Raw genomic sequence first — 23,003 nt, 5'->3', positions numbered from 1 at the left:
ATCCTTGTACTAATTTGTCTTTCTACGGTGGGATGAAGGAGATAGTGCGAGAAATGTAGAAATAAGTGTGTTGGATGATAGGTAAGGAGGAAACGAGATGAATATTGTAACAATACAGAAAGAACAATACGTTGATGCGCTACACTTGTCTGAATATGCGTTTCAGTATACGTTGTCAGAAGAGAAGCTGGCACAACGTATAGAATGGATGAGAAAGTATCACGAAGTATTTGCGATTAAAGAAGGCGAAGAAATTGCGGCGAAGTTTCACTTTTTGCCATCTCATATTTATTTCGGGCAGGAAAAAATGAAGATGGGTGGTATCGCAGCTGTTGCGACATATCCAGAACATCGTCGAAAAGGATATATTAATGAATTGTTTCAATTTGCGTTAAAGAAGATGAAAGAAGAAGGATATACGATTTCCATGCTTCATCCGTTTGCGGCGGGTTTTTACCGTAAGTATGGATTTGAATTTTTCTCTGACAGAACAGTTCGTACACTTGCCAAGGAGCATTTAGTGATGCATAAGCATGTGGATGGGTACATGAAGCGTATTTCTAGAGGCGCATACTCAGAAGATGTGAATAATGTGTACGAACAATATGCAGGAACATTCACAGGGATGTTGGCACGTACGAAAGATTGGTGGTTACAATCAATTATTCAAGATGGGCGTAGTGCGGTGTACTATAATAAACAAGGGGAAGCACGCGGATATATCATCTATGACATTGAAAATTATAAAATGACGGTTGATGAGTTTGTCGCATTAGATAGTGAAGCAAGAAGTGGTCTATGGAACTTCATTTGCCAACATGATTCAATGGCAAAAGAAGTCGTAATGACAACGTATGATCGAGAACCACTATTCTTCTCACTACATGAACCGCGTATGAAGACGGAGACGAAACCATACTTTATGGCACGTATTGTTGATGTAGAGAGCTTCACCCTGCAATATGAATTTGAAGAAGGAGAAGTAACACTTCATATTTCCGATGAACATGCGCCGTGGAATGAGAAAACAATGGTAATAAAAGAAGGAACTGTTCATGTAATGGAGCGTGAAGAAGGAAGTACGAGTGGGTTACATATGAACATTAATACGTTAACAACGCTTCTATTTGGATACAAGCGTCCACATGAATTACTAGACATAGGGGCTATTTCAGGTAACATAGAAGAAGTGAAGCAATTAGAAAAAGTAATTCCATTAAATAAATCGTATTTCTATGACTTTTTCTAAACAAGAACGAACACAATGCGGAGGATGAAATGAACTTAAGATATAAATGTTTAATATTAGATCATGATGATACAGCTGTTCAAAGTACAGAACACATTCATTATCCTTCTTTTGTAGAAGTATTACAGACGTTACGACCAAGCGAGAAAGTACTGACATTTGAAGAATTCGTGATGTATTGTTATGAACCGGGATTTATTGGGTTATGCAAAGATGTGTTAAAATTTACAGAGGAAGAATACGAGAAGCAACAACAAATATGGCATACACATACAGCTAAATCGATTCCGTCATTCTATATGATGTTTCCAGAAGTGATTCGTGAATTTAAGGAGCGAGGTGGAATTGTTACGGTTCTATCGCAATCAGAGAGCAGCCGAATCATTCGAGACTACAAGCATCATTGTGGATTTGAGCCAGATGTTGTGTATGGCTGGGATATGGAACCAGAGTATCGCAAGCCTCATCCGTACGGCATACAACAAATTTTGAAGCAATTTGATTTGCAACCAGAAGAGGTACTAATGGTCGATGATATGAAACCAGCTATCGCGATGGCAAAAAGCTGTGGTGTAGAGTTCGCCGCAGCAGGGTGGGGACATCATTTACCAGTTATTAAGGAAAATATGAAGATAGAGTCTGATTATTATTTCGAGACAGTCGAACAGTTCCGCAATTTTTTATTTCATAAATGATAATAGAAGGAGAGGTATAATGTGCCTCTCCTTTTATTATGGTAGGGTTAGATGTGATATAGAAAGATATGTAGGAGGTATTTCGATGAAGAAGCGATTGATCTATGGGATTGCGATACTTGTTATCGGAGCAGGGGCATATTTGTTTTATTCGAAAGAAAAACCATTTGAAATGACTGTTACGGACGAAGCAATTGCTACGAAAGTAGATGTTACTGTGCAAGAGAAAGAGGATCTGCCTTTTACGATTACATCATACAACTTAGGCGATACGGTGTGTGGTATTCCACAGAAGGATGTAAGACTATTTTACGTGAATGATATGTACATAATGGCTAATGCTGGTTATTTTGGAGAAAACGATATGGGAAATACGAAGAGTAGCTTTGATGAGGATATTTATTACACGATTAATCTACAAACAAAGATGTGTGAAATGAAAGTACATGCAAAAGATTCGTTTCCTGAAATAGGTGTTCCAAATGGTTTTGTTCGGCTAGAAGAGAAAGCTATGAGAGGGAAAGGAGAAGCGAGATTAATCTTGTTTGATATCAATACAAAGAAGGAAACGGTACTTGCTAGTGACAAAGGCTATATAAGTGATCCTGTTCAGTGGAAAAAGAATCACATAATGTGGATAGAAGATGAGGATAGAACAAGTCGGTTAATTGAGTATGATAGTGAAACAGGGAAGAAAGAGGTCCTGTATAAAACAGAAGGAGAAAGAACATATACTAGCCATACGGGTACGACAATTGAAGGATTGTTACGAACAGAAGTTGGTATGTTGCTCCATAAACGTGTAACAAAAGATAGTGGAGCAGAAGAGGCGTTGATTAGTTTGGTTAAGGAGAATGGAGACGTTGTTGACTATCCTAATCCAACAAAAGCTTATTCTGTAGCGTTAGATGAAGAATGGATTGTGTATGCAACAGAACAAGAATCAGAGATGGGGCGCCGAAAGATAGAGGTATATAATTTGGCTGACAAGCAGAAAAGGTACGAATTCCTTTCAGGAGCAAACGGTGCAGATATACATATAAGAGGCAATTATCTCTTCGTTTGGGAAGACCTTAAAGTAGATGCCGTGTATTTGCCAACAGGGAAAAAGACGACGATTAGTTCTGGGGAAGCATCGAAGGTACAGGTTAATGATAACAATCTCGTCTTTACAGAGGAGATAGATGGTGAAGAAAGATTTAATGTGATTCAGTTTAAATAGAAGATGAAAGCCGTTGCTTATATCCGGGATAGTGGGAGATGCAATGGCTTATTTTTTTGAAAGAAATTTGAGAGATATATTTGTTAAAGGTGGGTGATAAGAATATTTTTTGTGATAAAATGGAAAAAAGAGAATGGTAGATTTCTAAATTTGGTAGTAAAGTGAAATGAACAAGAGATAGTATTGCTCTTTTGTTCTTTATAAAGAACATTTTTATTTCTAGTAAAGACCTCTTTAGTTATTCGTATAGTTAGTTTTAATAATAGGCGTTCCATCATCTAATATGGTACGCAAAAAAGGGGAGCGAGAAAGATGGTTATTATGTGGATGAGTGTATGTTTCATTTTACTATATGGGATTTGGGAGCAGTATCATCATCAAAAAAGGCTCCGTTCCATCGCGATTCGAATTAATGTGAATGGGATTAGAGGAAAGTCTACTGTCACACGACTGATTACAAGTGTCGTGAAGGAAGCAGGATATAAAACAGTTGGTAAGACGACGGGTACATCTGCTCGAATAATTTATTGGTATACGGATGAAGAGAGACCCATTAAGCGTAGACCAGAAGGACCAAATATTGGAGAGCAAAGACGAGTGGTAAAAGAGGTAGCAACTTTAGGAGCAGAAGCACTCGTATGTGAATGCATGGCTGTTAAACCAGATTATCAACTAGTGTTTCAAGAGAAATTGGTTCAAGCAAATATTGGTGTGATTGTGAATGTATTAGAAGATCATATGGACGTAATGGGACCGACATTAGACAATGTTGCGGAAGCATTTACAGCAACGATTCCATATGGTGGTCATCTGGTGACAATTGATGGTCCATATCTGGAATATTTCAAGCAAGTGGCACAGGACAGAGGGACAAAAGTAGTTGTCGCGGATAATACGAAAATATCAGAAGAATACTTGAGGCAATTTGGATATATGGTATTTCCGGATAATGCATCCATTGCTTTGGCTGTTGCAGAAGTACTCGGAATTGATGAAGAGATAGCGTTGCAGGGAATGTTACATGCGCAGCCAGATCCAGGTGCAATGAGAATTACTCGTTTTGGAGATGAAGAAAATAGTAGTTTCTTTGTGAATGGATTTGCGGCGAATGATGCATCTTCTACGTTACGGATATGGGAACGAGTAGAAATGTTTGGGTACAGTGATGTATTACCTATTGTCATTATGAATTGTCGTGCAGACCGTGTGGATCGGACAGAACAATTTGCAAGAGATGTTCTTCCATACATTGAAGCAGAAGTTATTATTGCGATTGGTGAAACAACGTCACCAATCATTGAACGATACAAACAAGGGGCATTTCAAACGAAGGAATTATGGGATTTAACTGGGTGGGGAACGAAGCAAATAATGGATAAATTGTTGCCGTATACAGAGAATCGAATTGTATATGGAGTGGGAAATATACATGGGGATGCAGAGCCTCTCATTGAAGCAATCATGAAGATGAGTATAAAAAGAGAAAAGCAAGCAAGTTGATGCGATACCCTTGAAAGGAGGAAAAAAATGTTCGGTTCAGACTTGTATGTAGCATTAGTACTCGGGGTTGTGCTTAGTCTTATTTTTGCAGAGAAAACGGGTGTTGTACCAGCTGGTCTTGTTGTTCCTGGTTACTTAGCGCTAATTTTTAATCAACCTATCTTTATGTTAATTGTGTTACTTATTAGTATTGCCACCTATTTACTTGTTGTTCATGTTATAGCGAAATGGGTCATTTTATATGGGCGTCGTAAATTTGCAGCTATGCTAATCACAGGTATTTGTTTGAAGCTAACGTTTGATTATTTTTATCCAGTTATGCCGTTTGAAATTTTCGAGTTTCGAGGTATTGGTGTTATTGTACCTGGATTAATTGCAAATACAATTCAAAAGCAAGGGATATCACTTACGTTAGGTAGTACATTGTTGTTGAGTGGTTTAACGTTTGGCATTATGAATGTTTATTATTTCGTATAGGTGTGAGTGCATATGAAAAGAGAACTGACATTTCAAGAGAAGTTATTAGCATTTATGAAGCATACGAAGAAGAAAAATCGAAAACATAGTTTGATAGTATTGGTACTTGTTTTAATTTTTTTACCTTTATTAATTTGGATAGAGAGAACGGGAACAGCGGAGAGTGTACATATAAGAGAGAACCAGAAACTCACAATGACCTTGGTCGGAGATATTATGATGGGGCGCCATATAGAAAATGTTACCCAACAATACGGGGAAGGATATATGTTTCGATATGTGGATTCGTATTTGAAGAATGCAGATTATGTAAGTGGAAATTTCGAACACCCAGTTTTAGCGGAAGAGCCTAGTAAATATGAGAAAGCAGATAAATATATTCATTTACATGTTAATAAAGAGGCTGTGCAGGCAGTGAAAGAAGCTGGTTTTTCTGTGATGAACTTAGCAAACAATCATTTAATGGATTATGGTGCCGGTGGCCTCCATGATACAGTGAGTGTATTTCGAGAGGCTGGATTAGATTATGTAGGTGCTGGAGAGGATCTTCAACAAGCAAAGGGTATTACGTATCACGATGTAAACGGTGTTCGAGTAGCGACGTTAGGATTTACTGATGCATACGTCAAAGGATTTATCGCAACGAGTGAGGAGCCAGGTGTACTAAGTATGAATCCAGAGTTATTGTTTGAACAAATTGGTATCGCAAAAAGTGATGCAAGAGGTAACGCTGACCTTATTGTTGTCCATGCGCATTGGGGCCAAGAGTATGATGACGAGCCAAGTCCAAGGCAGCAAGCGTTAGGAAGAGCGATGATTGAAGCGGGTGCAGATATTATAGTTGGTCACCACCCTCATGTTCTTCAATCGTTTGAAGTATACAAAGAAGGTGTTATTTTTTATAGTCTTGGTAATTTTGTTTTTGATCAAGGATGGACACGTACGAAAGATAGTGCACTTGTCCAATATCATCTCAATGATGAAGGAGAAGCAACGATTGACATTGTCCCGCTACAAATAAAAGAAGGGGTGCCGAGAAAGACGTCTAATTGGCTAGATAAAAAACGTATCTTTCGTCAGTTAACGAAAGATGCGTCGATAGATATTGATTGGGAGGAGAATGGTGGTTTATTGGAAGTGAAGTTAAATCATCAACATGTTATAAAAAGGGTGAAGGAACGCGTAGCTAGCGAGGGGGATTCTTGAATCGCATGAAGAGGTGGCAGTGGATAATCGTCTTGTTTTTTGTATGGTTGGTAGTTGGATGTAACAAGATAAATCGTGATGTACCTAATCAAAAAGATCAACCTCACAGTTTAATGGATAAAGAGGGAACGGTTAATTATGGTGTGAGTGCTTCTCATCCGATTGCTGTTCAAGAAGGCATGAAGGTATTAGAGGAGGGAGGCAATGCGGTCGATGCTGCAATTGCTGTTGCTTATACATTAGGGGTTGTAGAACCATATGGTTCTGGTATTGGTGGTGGGGGGAGTATGGTAATCGTTACAAAGGATGGTATGAGTACATTTGTCGATTACCGAGAGACGGCATCAAATGAAGAGGATACATTATCTGGAGTACCAGGATTGGTAAGAGGGATGGAATTTGCCCATGATACGTACGGTTCCTTACCAATGAAAAGATTAATCCAGCCTGCTATTACACATGCAGAGCAAGGGTTTGCTGTCGATCAACATTTAACGACACGTTTTCAATTAGCAAAACCACGTATTTCTTCAAGTGGTTTATCTGCTTTTTATAAGAAGGGGAAGGCAATGGAAGTAGGCAGTATATTAGTTCAACCGGCACTAGGGAAAACATTGCGAAAGATTCAAGAAGAAGGGCCAGATGGTTTTTATCGTGGAGACATAGCAGATGCAGTAAAGGGAATAAGTGGAATCCCGTTAAAGGATTTGAAGGAGTATGGAATAGAAGAACGCCGACCTGTAATTGGTACGTATAAAGGGTATACCGTCTATACTGCACCTCCTCCTTTTTCCGGGGTTACGTTACTACAAATACTTCAATTATTAGACAGTGAAGAAACATATAAGAAAAAAGAGAACGAAGAATTGTATATAGAAGAGTTCGGTAAAATGGTGAAAGTGACATATAAGGATCGAGCCTTATATGGAGGTGATCCAAATTTCATGGAGGTAGATATACATCAGCGTCTAAGTAAGGAACTGTTGGAGAAGATGCAACGTGAGGTGAGAGTGGAAGAGCACCGTGAACAAGAAGTAGTAGATGTGGAAGAGCACGAAAGTACAACGCATTTTGTTGTCATGGATAAGGATGGGACAGTTGTATCTGTTACGAATACGCTTGGTAATTTCTTTGGTTCAGGTGAGTATGTGGAGGGTTTCTTTCTTAATAGCCAAATGACCCAATTTGGAACAAAGCCTAATAATAGAGAAGTAGGCAAGCGATCTAGAACTTTTACGGCACCTACTGTGTTGGTAAGTGAACAAGAGGTAATTGGCATTGGTTCTCCAGGAGGGAATCGAATTCCTCAAATCATCGCACAAGTGTTAGATAAATATACAAACGAACGGGAGGATATGCAGTCAATTGTCGACCGAGAGCGATTTGTGTTAGAAAAAAATGTTGTTTATACAGAGTTTTTGCTAGAAAAAGAGAAACGAAGATATTTAGATAAAGGTGGCTACGATGTTATATATAAATATTCCCCGATGTTTTATGGAGGAATACAGACTTTAATAAGGGATAAAAAATCGGATGATATAACAGGAGCTGGTGATAAGAGAAGGAATGGTAGTTGGAATGCGTATAAAAAAGGGGGCGAATAATGTGGTACGGAAGGTAATGAATTGGTTGGTACCAGTTGTATTAGTTGTAAGCTTGCTAGTAATCATGGGGAATTTAAAACGCACGGAGCAATTGACACCAGAAGAAGCAGAGAAAATTGGAGAGTTAACTCGTGGGGTTGAACAGAAGCGGGTTGTGCGGAGTACGGAATAATACACGAAAAAAAGCCCAACATGACAGACTTTGTGTAGCTGTTATGTTGGGGCTTTTTTATTCTTCACCAATAATTTTTACTTCTGTTTCTAAGTCGACACCGAATTTTTCTTTTACTGTGTCTTGAACGAATTTGATTAATGTTGTGTAATCTTTCGCTGTTGCGTTGTTAATGTTAACGATAAAGCCAGCGTGTTTCGTCGATACTTGTGCACCGCCGATTATTTTTCCTTGTAAGCCGCTATCTTGAATTAACTTACCTGCGAAATATCCCGGTGGGCGTTTGAATACACTACCGCAAGATGGGTATTCAAGAGGTTGTTTTGATTCACGCAAGAACGTTAATTCATCCATTTTTGCTTTGATTACTTCGTGTTCGCCAGGTGCAAGTTTGAATGTTGCTTCTAAGGCGATATATTTATTCGTAGCAATGGAGCTGTTGCGATATTCCAGTTCTAACTCTTCACGTTTTAAGTTTAATAGTTCGCCGTCTTCTGTTAAGACAATAACGCTAGCCAATACGTCTGCTACTTCACCGCCGTATGCTCCTGCATTCATGAATAATGCACCGCCGACAGAACCAGGAATACCACATGCGAATTCAAGGCCTGTTAATGTGTGGTGTAATGCCATACGTGACACGTCAATGATTGCTGCGCCGCTTTGTGCTGTAATTGTTGTATCTGTAACAGTAATATCCGTTAATTTTACTAAGCTTAAGACGATACCGCGAATACCACCGTCACGAACGATTAAGTTTGAGCCGTTACCAAGTAACGTAACAGGAACGTTATGTTCGCGTGCGAAACGAATTACTGTTTGTGTTTCTTCGTAACTAGTTGGTGTAACAAAAAGGTCAGCGTTACCACCAGTATGTGTATACGTATATTTGCTTAAAGATTCATCTAATAGCACACATTCTTTTGGAAGAGTGTGTACTAACTTATTATAAATATCTTGTTTAGTCATCATCATTGTTCATCCTTTATATTCGATTAGCTATTTCGTTCGTCTATTACGTCACTTTTTGTGAATGGAAATAAAAGAATGCGATGGTAGGAAAGTGAGTGATCGAACGAAGTGTTACTTTATTATAACAAAATCTAAGTTTTGCCATAAGGGATAATTTTAGTTTATAGGTTTTTCCATAGAGAAGTATAGTGAATGTACTGTTTTTGTACAATAGGTAAAATTTGTAGAGAGGTGTTTGAGTAAAGGAAGATAACTATTTTGTTTATTTTAATGTATGCAAATGAATGGTTGTTTCGTTTTCACTATTTTAATTGAAATAGCATATAGGCAAAGAAAAGGATACTTCATGAGAATGTCCTTTTCTTTGCCTATAAAGAAGAATGGATTCCGCATATACATGAAAAGTAGCTCGCGCTCTATGCTTCGTCTGTAATGTCTACCCAACGCATACCCCAGTTTTCAATTTCTTGTAAGACAGGCTCTAAGGAAGCACCTTTTTCTGTTAGTGAGTACTCGATAATAACAGGTGTTTCAGGGATAACTTTTCGCACAACAACCCCTTGAGCCTCTAAATCTTTTAATCGTTCAGACAACACTTTTCCGCTGATACCAATAGAGGATTGGATATTACTAAAGCGTTGTGGTCCGGGTAATAATTCGTAGATAACTAAGGCTGTCCAACGTTGGCTTAAAAGTGAAATGGCTTTTTCGAATCGTGGACAAATAGAAGATTTATTCATATGTTCTTTCACTCCTTTTTACTTACTATACCATTTTATTATTTGATATTAAATTATATTTTATAACAAAGTTACTTGACAAAATTTAATTAAATAAATAAACTAAGTTACATAAAGTAACTTAGTGATAAAAGGAGAACGAGAATGAGTATAAATGAAATCGGGAAATGTATGTTACGTGTTGTGTTAGGAATTATTTTCTTCGCTCATGGATTGTCAAAGTTTCAAGGGGGGATAGAAAATACAGTAGGCTTCTTTGATAGTATTGGAATTCCAGGGTTTGTTGCTTATATTGTTGCAGTAATTGAATTAGTCGGTGGTATCGCGATGATTGTCGGACTCGGTACACGCGTTGTTGCGTTGTTATTTGTAGGTGTGATGGTAGGGGCTATTTTCACAGTCAAGCTTCCAGCAGGTCTTTTAGGTAATGGTGACATGGCAGGGTATGAATTTGATTTAGCTTTACTTGCTATCTCTATTTATTTTGTAACAGCCAATACATCTACTTTATCGTTAGATGACAAGTTATTCAGATCAAACTAATTAAATATCGGGAGGAAGTATGATGGACTTTCATCGTGAACCAAACACGTTTGTAGGGAATGTAAAACTGAAAGTAGCTAATTTGGAGCGTTCGCTTCAGTTCTATCAACAAATTATCGGCTTTAATGTGCTAGAGCGAACAAAAACAACGGCGGTACTAACAGCTGACGGAAAGACTGACCTAGTAACAATTGAACAACCAGCAAATGTTGAACCAAAGCAGGGAAGAACAACAGGTTTGTATCACTTTGCACTTCTGTTACCACAACGATCAGATTTAGCTGATATCGTAAATCATTTTGTCCAAAATGGAATTCAAATTGGCTCGTCTGATCATCTTGTGAGTGAAGCTCTCTATTTATCAGATCCAGACGGGAACGGAATTGAAATCTACGTTGACCGCGTTCCTTCTGAATGGGATTGGAATAACGGAGAGGTAGCGATGGCGGTAGACCCACTTGATTTCGCAGACTTGCTTTCAACGAGCAAAGAAGGAAAAGGGTGGAATGGTTTACCTGTTGGTACTGTAATGGGACATATTCATTTACATGTATCACAATTAAAGCAAGCAGAAGAATTCTATACGAAAGGACTTGGTTTCAACGTTGTAAACCGTTTTGGTACGCAAGCATTATTTATCTCTACTGGTAACTACCATCATCATATCGGTCTCAATACGTGGGCTGGAGTTGGAGCACCAACTCCGCCAGTAACTAGTACAGGACTTGGATCTTTTACGTTAGTGTTCCCCAATGAAGAATCAAGGGGTCGCGTAGTAGCTAATCTAAAAGCAATTGGGTCATCCGTTATGGAAGAGAATGATTTGTTTGTGACAGTAGATCCTTCTGGAAATCGTATTAATTTACAGGTGTAAATAAAAAAGAAGTCAAGGTGAGTAGAATGGGAATACTAAACAAGTTATTTGGAAGAAAAGAAAAAGATTTATATACAAAGGAGACGAAAACAATGTCAAAAGTATTAGTAATTAAAGCAAATGACCGTCCGGCGGAGCAAGCAGTTAGTTCAAAAATGTATGAAACATTTGTACAGAATTTTAAAGAAGCAAATCCTTCTGTAGAAGTAACGGAATTGGACCTTTTTGCTCTAAACCTACCGTACTATGGAAATACGGCGATTGCAGGCGGATACAAACGTAGCCAAGGAATGGAGTTAACAGCGGAAGAAGCGGAAGCTGTGGAGGTTGTAGACCAATATTTAAATCAATTTTTAGAAGCAGAAAAAGTAGTATTTGCTTTCCCATTATGGAACTTTACTGTACCAGCGCCATTAATAACATATATTTCATATCTTTCACAAGCAGGAAAAACGTTCAAATATACAGAACAAGGACCAGTTGGATTAGCAGGCGACAAAAAAGTTGCTGTATTAAGTGCTCGTGGCTCTGTGTATTCTTCAGAGCCAATGGCTTCAATGGAAATGGCAGCTAACTACGTAACAACTATCCTTGGTTTCTGGGGTATTACGAATTATGAGACGGTAATTATTGAAGGGCATAATCAATATCCAGATCGCTCTCAACAAATCATTGCTGATGGTTTAGAGAAAGTAGCACAAGTAGCGAAAGCATTTTAAAGGAGAATGAACCAGCATACACGTATGCTGGTTCATTCTTTATTTATAATGTGTATAAAATTATTCACCTGTTCCACCATACTTTTTGCTTATATGGCGTTTATTTCGATGAATACCTCATTTTATATCAGTGAACATCTCGAATTAGAAACATGACAAGGTAATTAAGCATGTCGTATACTTACGGTGTAAGGAAGACGTTGGAATCGTTCTTCGGACGTTTACATAAGTAATGTTGGAGGTAAAAAAGATGTTCAAAACACCCATTAGTCGTTTACGTTGGATTGGGAATGTAGAAGGTATATCGTATCTTCTATTATTATTTATCGCAATGCCACTTAAGTATTTCGCGGATATGCCAGAAGCTGTAAAGTTTACTGGAATGGCACACGGTGTCCTGTTTGTCTTGTTCATGATTGCACTTGCGCATGTAACACTTGTACACCGTTGGTCATTCTTAAAAGTGTTAGGAGCAGTTGTTGCTTCTCTTATCCCGTTCGGTACATTTGTATTGGACGCGAAATTACGTAAAGAAGAAAGATAAACGAAAAGACACGAATCGATCCTTGCGATTCGTGTCTTTTTTTACGTGGAGGTTCGCTCAATTAGTTGTGGGGAAACTTCGATATGCTCATTCAGTTGTTGCTCGGTTGTTAGTCGTTTAAAGAAAAGACGGAAAGCGTGTTTGCCAAGTTGCTCACTTTGGCTTGAAATAGTTGTAATGTCAAACAAATCACCAATTGGCTGATCGTCGCATCCGATAATAGCAAGTTGTTCTGGAACTTGTATGCCATTTCGTTCTATTTCTTTGCGAATGCTAGCGGCAATATGGTTGCATGATACGACGAGTGCAGTTGGTCGCTGATCTAGTTGTACGAGTTGTTGGGCAACGTGTTTTCCATCGTCAATTGTTAAACATTCTTCAAAGGTCCAGTTTGTATTAGGAGTTACACCAATTGAGTGTAGCCCTTCGATGTAAGCTTGTTTTCGATGTGTACTGTTGAAGCTATTCTTTCTTCCGATACAATAACCAATTTTCGTATGACCTTTCTGAATAAGATAATCCATACTCATACGGAATGTTTCGTAATGGTTCATATAGACACTAGAAATAGAGGGGACATCGTTTGCTTCGCACGTTACAATTGGTGCATATGTCGAGAACATTTCGAGGGAGCTACCTTCATTTAACTTCGAACACATAATGAGTCCATCCATCTTTTTGTTTCGTAGCATTTGCAAAATCTCTTCTTCTTTCTTCTTATCATTATTCGTTTGGCACACCATTAGGTGATAGTTTTCTTTTGCAGCTTCTTTCGCGATACCTTCTAGAATGGAGCTGTAATATTGGTTGTTAACGAGTGGTAACGAAATGCCGATTACATTTGTTTTTCCCTTTGATAAATGAATAGCGTTGCTGTTTGGCGTATAGTTTAATTGATCAATAATTGCTTGCACATCGTTTCTCGTTTGTTCATTTACATATGGATGATTGTTCAGTACCCTCGAAACAGTTGAAACGGATACATTTGCTAATTTGGCTATTTGTCGTATTGTTGTCACGTTCATTCTCCTTTGCTTTTTATAGTATAGAAAAAAATACGTACATAATACAAGAAATAGGTTGACCTGGAACGCGTTTCATCTTTTATGCTTACGTCATGTTAGAAAAAGGAGAGACGAGTATGAAATATGAATATATGTATTTTATCGGGGGGCTACTTATTTTAGCACTCGGAATTAATATCATGACAACGGTAACGGAGTTCGGATTAAGTCCGTATGATTCGTTGTTTATTGCGTTGTATGAGAACTTCGGTATAAGTATTGGTTTTTGGATGTTTGGCATTAATTTTGTGTTTGTTATTATTGTGTATTTCTTAAATAAGAAGTTTTTAACTGTAGGAACAATTGTGACGATGTTTTTAATCTCATTTTTCGTAGATTTTGTTGGATCAATTGATAGCCTTATGGCAAGCATCGAAGCAATACCAGGATTGCTTGCGATGGCACTTGGGAATATATGCGTTGGAGTTGGTATCGGTATTTACGTATCATCTAATGTATGTGCGGCACCGCAGGAGGCGTTTGTATTAGCGGTTTCAACAATAAAGAAATGGACGTTCCGTAAGACAGAAATCTTTTTAGCTTGTTTATTTTTAAGTGTGAGCTTTTTATTAGATGGACCAATTTATTTCGGTACAATTGTGTTGTCCTTTACGACAGGATATATTATTCAGGCTGCAATTCAAGTGGGAAATGTTTCGTTGAGCTACTTGAAGAAAGAGGCAGTTCCTGCATAAGATAAAAAGAGGTATTCGAATGTTTAATACAGACATTCGGATACCTCTTTTATACTTTTCTTACTATGTATCAGTTATTTTATGAGGGGAAAAATAAGAGGCTCCACTCCGAGCGGGCGCTTTCCGCAGGCGAGAGCGAGCCTCCTGGGGGTCTCCCTTTCCTCGCTTTTCCCCCAGGAGTCGCCACTCTCCATTATGTGTATGAGATGTGATTCGCTTTCACTACGTCAATTACATGGTTTGATGATGGGTCTCTATGAGGTAGTGTCTGATGGTACGAAGTATTTGTTAAACAAACGAATTGCTTCTTTATACATGTCCATGTCCATCTGAAACTCATCTTTGATCCAATAGGTCATCTCTTCATTTGTTAATTCTTTTTCATACGTTTCATGTTCGCGGTATTGTTTTAGTTTATTACCTGTAATAGAGGTCAACATGTTATTGATATACCCGAAAATGCGTATTTCTTGGAACATTGGTGAGGTTCCCCAACGATTTGATTTCTCGATAAGAGGAATCAAATCGTCGAAGTTTCGTGAGACAGGGTTTAATGTTTTTGTTGGTCCTGGTGTTCGAACAACGTGTATCTCTTTGTCATTCACAATTGTATATTCAAATGTTTCGCGTACGTTCTGCGTAGTGAATGATTCATAGAGTGGATATGCATGGAATAACGGAGCGCAGTATCCGACATCAACATAATAAGACTGCTCAAGATTTACACGTAAGCATAAATGCCCTGGGTCCATGTAGATGTATTGAACATCGAATCCGAGATTGTCGAGCAGCCAGTGGAAGCCCACTGCCACGCTCCAACATGTGCCACCGTATCCTTTTGTTGTGATTCTGTCGACGTACGTTTCCATTGAAGGTAAGAAATTGCCACTTTCGTTTCCTTTTTCCCAGTCTACTATTTTCGTAATATTTTCCCATCGTACGCGTAGTTGGTGTTCTCGGATGAGTTCATGTAAGTAAGGAAGTGTAGGTTCTTTTTTCTCTAGTTGTAGAAAAGCAAGGAATTGATGTGTTACTGGATTCATCGTATGTACCTCCAGTTTGTTAAGAGTGATATGTCTCATTATATGTGAGAGGAAGGAGAAAGACATACAAAAATGAATCGAGGTAATGCCCCCGATTCTTCAATAGATTTTTCGTGTGAATGTTGTGAGTCCTCCGATAAAGAAGAGAAGGAAGCTTCCTCCTATAACGAAGATGAGTGTCTCGGTAGATGCGAATAAGTTATTACTTTCGTTTGGCATCATGGAAATCATCGGCTGAGCCCACGGATAATAAGGTCCGTATTGTTCAGACTGGGCAATAATAATTGTTGGTAAGGTTACAACGACATTCAGTGCCATTGGAGCGGCGAAATTTGTCCATATACTCGATACCCACATTTGCAAGGCGATGAGCGGTAACGTGGCAATCCATCCAGCTGCTAGGTGCTTCAGAAGTTGCAGGAATGGAATGGAACCTGAAATATCTAGCATATTCCCAACCAGTACAGTTGTTAGTAAGATAAGTAATTGGATGAATGCGATCATCATGCTAACAAGAAAGAACTTCACGAGATATACTTCATGTTTGTACACGGGTTGAACGAGCAATTGCTTCCAACCGCCGTCTGTATGCTCATAGCGACAAATGAGTGCGGATAGAATCCCGGCTAATAACGGGAGGAGTAACATACCGTGAAATGGGATAAGCCATGCATAAAATCCAATCCAGTCGATAGAGTTAGTGGGGTCTTCTTGTAAGAAGTCCTGTGTATGTAAGTACGAGAATATTCCTACTAGTAACGGACTAATAAAGAATAGCATCCACATGTTTGTTTTACGTATTTTATATAATTCAACTCGAATAGCAGTTAAGAAGCGCATTATTTTTCCACGTCCTTTCGTACGAAATGAATAGTTAGGAGAATGAATAGGATTAAGCCGACGAGTATACCAAGGTATACGTTTGTTAGTTGGTTTCCTGTTTCGTTCATTAAGCTTGGCCATGTCCATAGGAACCAGTCAGGTAAGAGTGGTCCGAATAGACCGATAATCATTCCGATAATACCAACTGTAATCGCCAAGCCTTGGTTTTGTTGAATAACGGATATCCATAGTTGAATAGCTAAGATAGGTAGAGCTGCTAGAAATGGATAAAAGCTTGTTTTGATTACTTCTGTCCATGGAAAATCTGTTCCGAAATTTAATCCAATCCCTAGCAACGTTGAACCAATGCTTAAGAGAATACAAGAAACACTTAGTAATAGCACAGAAACGATAAACTTCGTACCAACAATATGTCTTTTTCGAATCGGTAACGATACTAAATGTTTCCAAGACGTTGATTGATGGTCAACGTTTGCGACCATGGAAGCAATGATAGTACTCCCTAATATAATGACAGGAGTTAAGAAGAGTTGGACAGTGCGTAAAAAGCCGCCCCATAGATCATCTTTATATAAATTTGTTAAATAGTCGTATCGAAGTCCAAAGTTCAGCCCTTGAAGGATAAGTACTCCAATTGGCCCTAGTACAACAAGAAACCATACCCATCTTCGTTTAATTTTTAAGAACTCAGACGCTAATAGCCGTTTGTACATGATAATCCTCCTTTACGATATGTAAGAATATATCTTCTAACGATTTTTTCTCCTCTTCAATGCGGTAGATAGTAATATCATTCATGACAAGTGACTTAACAATTTGTCCAATTTCTTCGTCATTTGTATTGGATAAAAGAATACGATGGTTTTCCAATGTAGACGGGATTCCTTTTGCAAGAAGCATTTTCCACGCGTTCTCTGGTTTGTTCACTGTGAGTTGTATTCCTTGCATAGCATGAGCACGTAACTTTTCAATTGTATCTTGGAAAATAAGTTTTCCTTTTGAAATAATGCCAACGTGCGTTGCCATTTGATCGATTTCACTTAGTAAGTGACTTGATACGAGAATGGTAATGCCTCTTTCTTTTGCAAGGGATTTAATGAGTTCGCGTATTTCAATAATGCCTTGCGGATCTAATCCATTTGTCGGTTCGTCTAAGATTAATAGCTCTGGGTCACCGAGTAATGCGATAGCAATCCCAAGTCGTTGCTTCATTCCTAAGGAGAAGGTGCTTACTTTTTTATCTGCAACGTGATTAAGTCCGACAATCGTTAATACTTCCATAATTTTTTCTTTCTTCACACCTCGAAGCATGCGGTATACTTCAAGATTTTCTGTTGCTTTTAGGTGTCCGTAGTACGATGGATTTTCAACGAGTGCGCCGATTTTAGATAAAATGTGTAGCCGGTTATTAGGGAAGTCTTTGCCAAACATTGTGACAGTCCCAGTAGTTGGTTTAATTAAGCCAAGCAACATTCGGATTGTTGTTGTTTTACCCGCACCGTTTGGTCCTAGAAATCCGTATATTTCTCCTTTTTGTAAGTTTAAGTTAACTCCTTGTACAACGTTTTCCTTTTTATATGTTTTTGTTAGTCTGTTTGTTTGAACGATATAGTTCATTTCTCATCACCTCGTTATTTAGTTTAGATCGTGGAGGTTAAAGAGAAAGGTTACTTTTGTTTAAGTTTTGTTTAAATAAGGCAATCTATCATTTTCAAAAAAATAACAGATTTAGTATGATGGGAAAGAGAAGGATTTTGCTTGGAAGGAAGAAAAAGATGAAGCATATTATGTATATAGAAGATGAAGTAGATATCGGAAAGTGGGGCAAAGAAGAGTTAGAGAAGCAAGGATACCGTGTGACGTGGTTACTTTCAGGAGAAGGTAGTGGAGATATTCTTGAAACGGCTGATTGTGTTTTATTAGATGCAATGTTGCCTGTGTTAGATGGCTTCACGTTAGGACAGCGTTTCAAGCGAGAGCAACCGGATATACCAATTATCATGTTAACGGCAAGAACGATGTTAGATGATAAACTACACGGTCTAACATTTGCGGATGATTATATAACGAAACCATTTCATCCGAAAGAGCTAGTTGCGAGAATAGAAGTGTTACTCAGACGGTATGACAAAGTAGATAAAAATGTACAACATATTCAACATTTACGTGTAAATATGAAAGAACAACGTATTATTCGTACAGATACGGAAGAAGAGGTTGTCTTATCTGGCAAACAGCATCACTTATTTTTCTTCTTTATGAGGCACCTGAATCAGACGTTAACGAAGGAACAATTATTTGAAGCGATTTGGAAGTTGGATTACATAGAAGGGGATAAAACACTTATGGTACATATCCGTTACTTGCGGGAAAAAATCGAACGAAACCCAAGTGAACCGACTATTATTGAAACAATTCGTGGGATAGGATACCGATTCAAATCATGAGGAAGCAGCAATCGTTATTGCGCAAGTATATGATGATTATTGCAGGAGCGTTATTATTAGTTCCTGTTACATTGGTGCCTATTTCTATGTCGGGGCGAATCTCTGATCATCCAGATCCATATTACTCTTCACAAGAGTTAATTACGATGTGGCATACAGAGGCGACAGACATGCACGTAGATAATCCGCGGCAAATAGAAGGGTCCTTACATAGATTGAAATCTATGTATCAAGAGGCACATTTGTTTTGGGTGAATGGAAACGGGGAGCTAAAGCTTACCTTACCTGAGAGAACGGATATTCCGAATAAGTGGAGTGTTGGATATACTATTGAATTTATGAAGAAGAGTTATGATAGTGATCCTTTAACGATTGTGGCGTATGTTGGTGGAGCGGCGGAGAATGGGTTTGTTGTATTGCAGATGCCACGTATGTATACAGAATTGCCTAATAAAAAGGCCGGGGAAAATTACGAGTATTATATAATCATAGGTAGTATCGTCGTTTTTGTATCGTTCCTACTTGTTTCATGGTTATTCTTCCAACGAATAAGAAAAAGGCTTGTAAGGTTGCAAGGAGCGATGGAACTTCCACATGATTGTTCTATCCCAGCTCCCATTGTTATTTCGAAGCTGGATGAAATAGGTGCGTTAGAAGAATCGTTTAATAAGATGATTCTAACGTTAGAGGAAAGTAAGCAGAATGAACAAGAAGAAGAGCAAGTAAGAAGAAAGCTAATTGCGGATTTATCTCATGACTTACGTACACCGCTTACTGCAATTCGTGCGCAGTTATATGTATTAAAGAATGAAGTATCTTCGGTGAAAGGTATGCAGACGATTGAGTTAGTAGATGAGAAGATTCATTACTTAGGCGAATTGCTAGAGAATTTACTCGCATATACATTATTAACGTCGAAGAAGTATCCGTATGAGCCAACTGAAGTAGATATGGTGAAAGTGACACGAAAGATTATTGCGGGCTGGTACAACAAACTAGAGTCGGAATATTTCGATATCGATGTAGATGTATCTGTACAGGAGTTTCGTTGGAATATTGATGTAAATTGGTATGAGCGCATGCTTGATAACGTTATTCAAAATGTCATTCGTCACGGTGCGAGTGGAGAATTTATTGGTTTTTATATCCGGCATGACGGGGATGAACAAGTAATTACAATTGTAGACAAAGGACCGGGGTTTGAACAAGTAACTTCTCACAAAGGATCTGGAATTGGCTTGTCCATTATTGCTTTAATGGCAAAAGAAATGGGGGTTACGTGGGAGATTCATTCTACGAGTGAAGGAACAACGTTTGTTTTTAAAAAATAAATGAAAAGAGATATATTAGGAGGGAGAAGATTTGTATAACAATTTATCTGAGTATGATGACGCGAAATTATATGATGCCGAGAATGATTGGTTTACAGATGAGGTTGATTTATTAGTAGAGTGGGCAGAGAAATTGAATGTTGGGAAGGAGCGTATTCTAGATTTAGCTTGTGGTACAGGACGTATTACGTTGCCTCTAGCAAAGAAAGGCTATACGCTTCTTGGTGTTGATATTCATGCGGGGATGTTAGAGGAAGCGAAAGAGAAGGCACCAGCGGATGTACAAGTAGAATGGATACAGCAAGATTGTACAGACTTACAAGTGGAAGGCGGCATTCCTTTTAGTTATATGGTAGGTAACTCATTCCAACATTTCTTAACAAATACAGATCAAGATGCATTACTCCGGTCCATCCATCGTGTTTTAAAAGAAGAGGGCGTATTTATTTTCAGTACGCGTTTCCCGTCGACAGAAGAATTGCTTCAAGAACCGAAAGAGGAATATTGGCGTTCTGTACACGTGTCAGAGGGGATCAGGTGTGATATTTATACGAAAGCAGTGTACGATGCTATTTCACAAATTCAATCGTATGAGATGATTCGCCGCTTTTATGAAGGAGAAACATTTATAGAAGAGAAAAAGACAACGATTGATTTACGTTATACATATCCACAAGAGTTAGAGCGAGTGTTAGGCGAAAATGGATTTAAGTTGCTTCATGTTCATCGAAACTGGTTAGGAGATCCGTTAACACCTGGATGTTACTCAATGGTTGTTATTTGTCAAAAGAAGTAAGAAGGGGAGAAAGAGATGGTGCAGGAGAAATACTTGATAACAGAGGAAGAGAAGCAGGAAATAATTCGTAAATTTGTGAAGGATGGCAAGTTGCAAAACCTACCGAGTAAGGAAAAAGGGAAAGTAAGTATCTTTCTTTATTTAATCGGACAATTTGAAAAGGGAAGAGAATACAAGGAAAGAGAAGTTAATGATATTCTAAAGCCAATTTATGCTGATTTCGCGATTTTACGTCGCTACTTAATTGATTACAAGTTGTTGGAGAGAAGTAAAGAAGGTCTGACGTACTGGGTGAAAGAATAGGAGAAGTTTAGTGAATGAATGGAGGGGATTTCCCTGTTGTTCGTTGTGTAATATTTCCTTGCAAGTTCCCTCTTTTCTAGGTATATTGGATTAAGTTTCCAAAGAAATGAAGATGATAGAAGGCCTAGTTATTTAAAATAGTGTATGTAGTAGAGATGGATTATGTATTCCGAGGGGGAAATATACATTGAAGAAGTGGCACCAAAATACGATGATGTTATGTCTAGCGTTATTAACAGTAGGAATATCGGTAATGACACATATGTTGCATCGACAGATGGGTTTTTTAGAAGAGTATTTAGTTATAAAGGGAATCGGGAGTGTGGCAATTGAATTTCCATTTTTGATAAATGTAGTACTCTTATTGCCAATCGTATTGTTATGTATAAGTTTTGTCTTATATCGAGTGGATAGAAATCATCGATTTATTCCTGTGTTTGTTGCACTGACACTTACATCGGGGAGTATTTCAATTATTGCTGGTGGAGACGGTTTAGTAGAGTATCATTTTTCTATTTTTATGGTATTAGCAATGATAGCTTGTTATAACGCAATTAAATTGATAGTGATTAGTACGGTGTTATTTGCTGTTCATCATCTTGGGGGATATTTCTTTTTCCCAGAGTTAATTTGCGGTGTATCTGAGTATTCGTTTAGTTTGTTACTTATTCATGCGTTTTATCTTATTTTAACGAGTGGGGCTACAATTTGGTTTATGTATGCCAAAAAAATTGAAGCAAGAGAGTATGAAGCAAAGCAACAAGAGCAGAAGGAAATGCTGGAGCTTATTTTAAATGGATTAAATCAATCAAATGATTCGGTGAAATTAGTAACATCTAGTTTAATCAAGGGTTCAGATGAAACAGCGAGAGCTAGTGAGGAAATCGCGGCTACAATTAGTCATTTGAATAAAGAGAGTAAGGAACAAATTCGTCATTTAGATAATGGTGCAGAGAAGATATCGCATATGTTCGTCGAAATTAATCAGATGAATACGTACATGACAGAAATGAATAGTATCGCATATAAAACGACAGAACAGGCAGGTGCTGGACAGAAACTTGTACATGAAGTGACGGTTCAAATGAGCACTATTACGAATACAATTCGTTCTATTGATCATTTAGTAAAAGAATTGAAAGATAGTTCAGAAGAAATAGCTGGATTCATTAAAGAAGTAACAAATATCGCAGACCAAACAAATTTACTTGCATTAAATGCTTCAATTGAAGCTGCAAGAGCGGGTGAGCATGGAAAAGGTTTTGCTGTTGTTGCGGCTGAAGTAAGGAAGTTAGCGACTCAATCTGAAGGATCAGCGTCTGAGGTACAGAAGATTGTGAAAACAATTCAAGGAAGAATTGACAATGTGGTACGTCAAATGGATGTTGGATTAGAGGATGTACATAAAGGGACAGGGAAGATTAAGCAAACCGAAAGAGCATTGACGGTAATTACTGAGTATGTCAAAGAAGTAAATGACAAAATAGAAGAAGTGATAACAGCATCAAATTATTTGTTGAATCACTCTCAAGAGACAAAAGAAGTTATTACAGAAATTTCAATGAGTAAAGATGCTACAGCGAAAAGTATGGAGAAAATTGCACACGCATCTGAAGAACAGTTTGATACAGCTGACTCATTGAGACAAACGGTTGCGAAGTTAAATGGGATGGTAGAAGATTTAGATGCAGTTGTAGCGGATGTGACGTGTACAGTATCGAAATAACTTTTTGTATTTGCGAGAAAAGCGACTATCGAGGTCGCTTTTTATTTTTATATAAAGAGAAGTATATTTACTGTTCCTTCATTATATAGAAAAATAAAAGAGAAAGAGGAAGTGAGAGGCGAAAGAAAAAAGAAATTCTTTTTATAAAAAGTGGTTGACGATTTGATAGTATATTGCTATTATGTAGAAGTTGCTTCTGAGACACGAAGTAACAACGAAAAAACATTTGAAAAACAAT

Annotated in this window: 25 protein-coding genes; 18 read left to right on the top strand and 7 right to left on the bottom strand. The window is 38.0% G+C overall.

What is annotated here, in order from left to right:
• Window positions 1-97: 97 nt before the first annotated feature.
• The 8 genes from IEV41_RS18080 (at window position 98) to IEV41_RS18045 (ending at window position 8,125) form a co-directional block, all read left to right on the top strand.
• On the top strand, window positions 98-1,249 hold the full coding sequence (locus tag IEV41_RS18080) for a GNAT family N-acetyltransferase (RefSeq protein ID WP_188389923.1): 1,152 nt from the start codon (window positions 98-100) through the stop codon (window positions 1,247-1,249).
• A gap of 29 nt (window positions 1,250-1,278) precedes the next feature.
• Window positions 1,279-1,944 (top strand): HAD family hydrolase, encoded by a 666-nt coding sequence (locus IEV41_RS18075; protein WP_188389922.1) that lies wholly within the window; start codon window positions 1,279-1,281, stop codon window positions 1,942-1,944.
• A gap of 85 nt (window positions 1,945-2,029) precedes the next feature.
• Window positions 2,030-3,166 carry a hypothetical protein gene (locus IEV41_RS18070; protein ID WP_188389921.1) on the top strand — a complete coding sequence of 379 codons (1,137 nt, stop codon included), beginning with the start codon at window positions 2,030-2,032 and terminating at the stop codon, window positions 3,164-3,166.
• A gap of 312 nt (window positions 3,167-3,478) precedes the next feature.
• A complete protein-coding gene (gene pgsB, locus IEV41_RS18065) occupies window positions 3,479-4,666 on the top strand; it encodes a poly-gamma-glutamate synthase PgsB (RefSeq protein ID WP_188389920.1) in 1,188 nt (395 codons plus the stop codon).
• A 27-nt stretch (window positions 4,667-4,693) separates the two neighbouring features.
• Window positions 4,694-5,143, top strand: a complete 450-nt coding sequence (gene pgsC / locus IEV41_RS18060; RefSeq protein WP_188389919.1) for a poly-gamma-glutamate biosynthesis protein PgsC — start codon at window positions 4,694-4,696, stop codon at window positions 5,141-5,143.
• A gap of 12 nt (window positions 5,144-5,155) precedes the next feature.
• Window positions 5,156-6,349 carry a CapA family protein gene (locus tag IEV41_RS18055; protein WP_188389918.1) on the top strand — a complete coding sequence of 398 codons (1,194 nt, stop codon included), beginning with the start codon at window positions 5,156-5,158 and terminating at the stop codon, window positions 6,347-6,349.
• Window positions 6,350-6,354: 5 nt separating this feature from the next.
• Entirely contained in the window at window positions 6,355-7,953 is a 1,599-nt protein-coding gene (locus IEV41_RS18050) for a gamma-glutamyltransferase family protein (RefSeq protein WP_188389967.1), read from the top strand.
• A 1-nt stretch (window position 7,954) separates the two neighbouring features.
• Window positions 7,955-8,125, top strand: a complete 171-nt coding sequence (locus tag IEV41_RS18045; protein WP_188389917.1) for a CapE family protein — start codon at window positions 7,955-7,957, stop codon at window positions 8,123-8,125.
• Between the two features lie 57 nt (window positions 8,126-8,182).
• Here the strand turns inward: IEV41_RS18045 and murB are convergent, their stop codons facing one another.
• Together murB and IEV41_RS18035 are read right to left on the bottom strand one after the other, a co-directional pair.
• Window positions 8,183-9,094, bottom strand: a complete 912-nt coding sequence (gene murB, locus IEV41_RS18040; protein ID WP_188389966.1) for a UDP-N-acetylmuramate dehydrogenase — start codon at window positions 9,092-9,094, stop codon at window positions 8,183-8,185.
• Between the two features lie 419 nt (window positions 9,095-9,513).
• Window positions 9,514-9,837, bottom strand: a complete 324-nt coding sequence (locus tag IEV41_RS18035) for a winged helix-turn-helix transcriptional regulator (RefSeq protein WP_188389916.1) — start codon at window positions 9,835-9,837, stop codon at window positions 9,514-9,516.
• A gap of 144 nt (window positions 9,838-9,981) precedes the next feature.
• Between IEV41_RS18035 and IEV41_RS18030 the strand changes: the two genes are divergently transcribed.
• The 4 genes from IEV41_RS18030 (at window position 9,982) to IEV41_RS18015 (ending at window position 12,517) form a co-directional block, all read left to right on the top strand.
• A complete protein-coding gene (locus IEV41_RS18030; protein ID WP_188389915.1) occupies window positions 9,982-10,380 on the top strand; it encodes a DoxX family protein in 399 nt (132 codons plus the stop codon).
• Window positions 10,381-10,402: 22 nt separating this feature from the next.
• Window positions 10,403-11,254 (top strand): VOC family protein, encoded by an 852-nt coding sequence (locus IEV41_RS18025; RefSeq protein ID WP_188389914.1) that lies wholly within the window; start codon window positions 10,403-10,405, stop codon window positions 11,252-11,254.
• A gap of 26 nt (window positions 11,255-11,280) precedes the next feature.
• Window positions 11,281-11,973 (top strand): FMN-dependent NADH-azoreductase, encoded by a 693-nt coding sequence (locus tag IEV41_RS18020; RefSeq protein WP_188389913.1) that lies wholly within the window; start codon window positions 11,281-11,283, stop codon window positions 11,971-11,973.
• Window positions 11,974-12,223: 250 nt separating this feature from the next.
• Window positions 12,224-12,517, top strand: a complete 294-nt coding sequence (locus IEV41_RS18015) for a DUF3817 domain-containing protein (protein ID WP_188389912.1) — start codon at window positions 12,224-12,226, stop codon at window positions 12,515-12,517.
• A gap of 41 nt (window positions 12,518-12,558) precedes the next feature.
• Here the strand turns inward: IEV41_RS18015 and IEV41_RS18010 are convergent, their stop codons facing one another.
• Entirely contained in the window at window positions 12,559-13,536 is a 978-nt protein-coding gene (locus IEV41_RS18010) for a LacI family DNA-binding transcriptional regulator (RefSeq protein WP_188389911.1), read from the bottom strand.
• A 122-nt stretch (window positions 13,537-13,658) separates the two neighbouring features.
• On the opposite strand from IEV41_RS18010, the gene IEV41_RS18005 reads away from it, so the two are divergent.
• Complete coding sequence (locus tag IEV41_RS18005; protein WP_188389910.1) at window positions 13,659-14,276, top strand: YczE/YyaS/YitT family protein; 618 nt, start codon at window positions 13,659-13,661, stop codon at window positions 14,274-14,276.
• 254 nt (window positions 14,277-14,530) lie between these two features.
• On the opposite strand, the gene IEV41_RS18000 is transcribed toward IEV41_RS18005, so the two are convergent.
• The 4 genes from IEV41_RS18000 to IEV41_RS17985 form a co-directional block, all read right to left on the bottom strand.
• On the bottom strand, window positions 14,531-15,319 hold the full coding sequence (locus tag IEV41_RS18000) for an arylamine N-acetyltransferase (protein ID WP_188389909.1): 789 nt from the start codon (window positions 15,317-15,319) through the stop codon (window positions 14,531-14,533).
• 99 nt (window positions 15,320-15,418) lie between these two features.
• Complete coding sequence (locus IEV41_RS17995) at window positions 15,419-16,159, bottom strand: ABC transporter permease (protein WP_188389908.1); 741 nt, start codon at window positions 16,157-16,159, stop codon at window positions 15,419-15,421.
• The gene (locus tag IEV41_RS17990; protein WP_188389907.1) at window positions 16,159-16,875 is read right to left on the bottom strand and encodes an ABC transporter permease; all 717 of its coding nucleotides are present in this window, start codon (window positions 16,873-16,875) and stop codon (window positions 16,159-16,161) included. The genes IEV41_RS17995 and IEV41_RS17990 overlap by 1 nt, the downstream gene beginning before the upstream one ends.
• Window positions 16,850-17,779 (bottom strand): ABC transporter ATP-binding protein, encoded by a 930-nt coding sequence (locus IEV41_RS17985; RefSeq protein ID WP_188389906.1) that lies wholly within the window; start codon window positions 17,777-17,779, stop codon window positions 16,850-16,852. The genes IEV41_RS17990 and IEV41_RS17985 overlap by 26 nt, the downstream gene beginning before the upstream one ends.
• 158 nt (window positions 17,780-17,937) lie before the next feature.
• On the opposite strand from IEV41_RS17985, the gene IEV41_RS17980 reads away from it, so the two are divergent.
• The 5 genes from IEV41_RS17980 (at window position 17,938) to IEV41_RS17960 (ending at window position 22,765) form a co-directional block, all read left to right on the top strand.
• Window positions 17,938-18,609 carry a response regulator transcription factor gene (locus IEV41_RS17980; RefSeq protein WP_188389905.1) on the top strand — a complete coding sequence of 224 codons (672 nt, stop codon included), beginning with the start codon at window positions 17,938-17,940 and terminating at the stop codon, window positions 18,607-18,609.
• A complete protein-coding gene (locus IEV41_RS17975; RefSeq protein ID WP_188389904.1) occupies window positions 18,606-19,940 on the top strand; it encodes a sensor histidine kinase in 1,335 nt (444 codons plus the stop codon). The genes IEV41_RS17980 and IEV41_RS17975 overlap by 4 nt, the downstream gene beginning before the upstream one ends.
• Window positions 19,941-19,971: 31 nt before the next feature.
• Complete coding sequence (locus tag IEV41_RS17970; RefSeq protein WP_188389903.1) at window positions 19,972-20,736, top strand: class I SAM-dependent methyltransferase; 765 nt, start codon at window positions 19,972-19,974, stop codon at window positions 20,734-20,736.
• A 15-nt stretch (window positions 20,737-20,751) separates the two neighbouring features.
• Window positions 20,752-21,039, top strand: a complete 288-nt coding sequence (locus IEV41_RS17965; RefSeq protein ID WP_188389902.1) for a DUF2087 domain-containing protein — start codon at window positions 20,752-20,754, stop codon at window positions 21,037-21,039.
• Window positions 21,040-21,226: 187 nt separating this feature from the next.
• Window positions 21,227-22,765: a methyl-accepting chemotaxis protein gene (locus IEV41_RS17960; protein WP_188389901.1), complete on the top strand. Its 1,539-nt coding sequence runs from the start codon at window positions 21,227-21,229 to the stop codon at window positions 22,763-22,765.
• Window positions 22,766-23,003 lie beyond the last annotated feature (238 nt).

Origin of the sequence: Priestia taiwanensis, from assembly GCF_014638355.1 — a bacterium.
Taxonomy (GTDB): domain Bacteria; phylum Bacillota; class Bacilli; order Bacillales; family Bacillaceae_G; genus Priestia_D; species Priestia_D taiwanensis.
The sequence above is the reverse complement of the archived record's forward strand: the minus strand, read 5'-3'. Positions and strand labels throughout refer to the sequence as shown.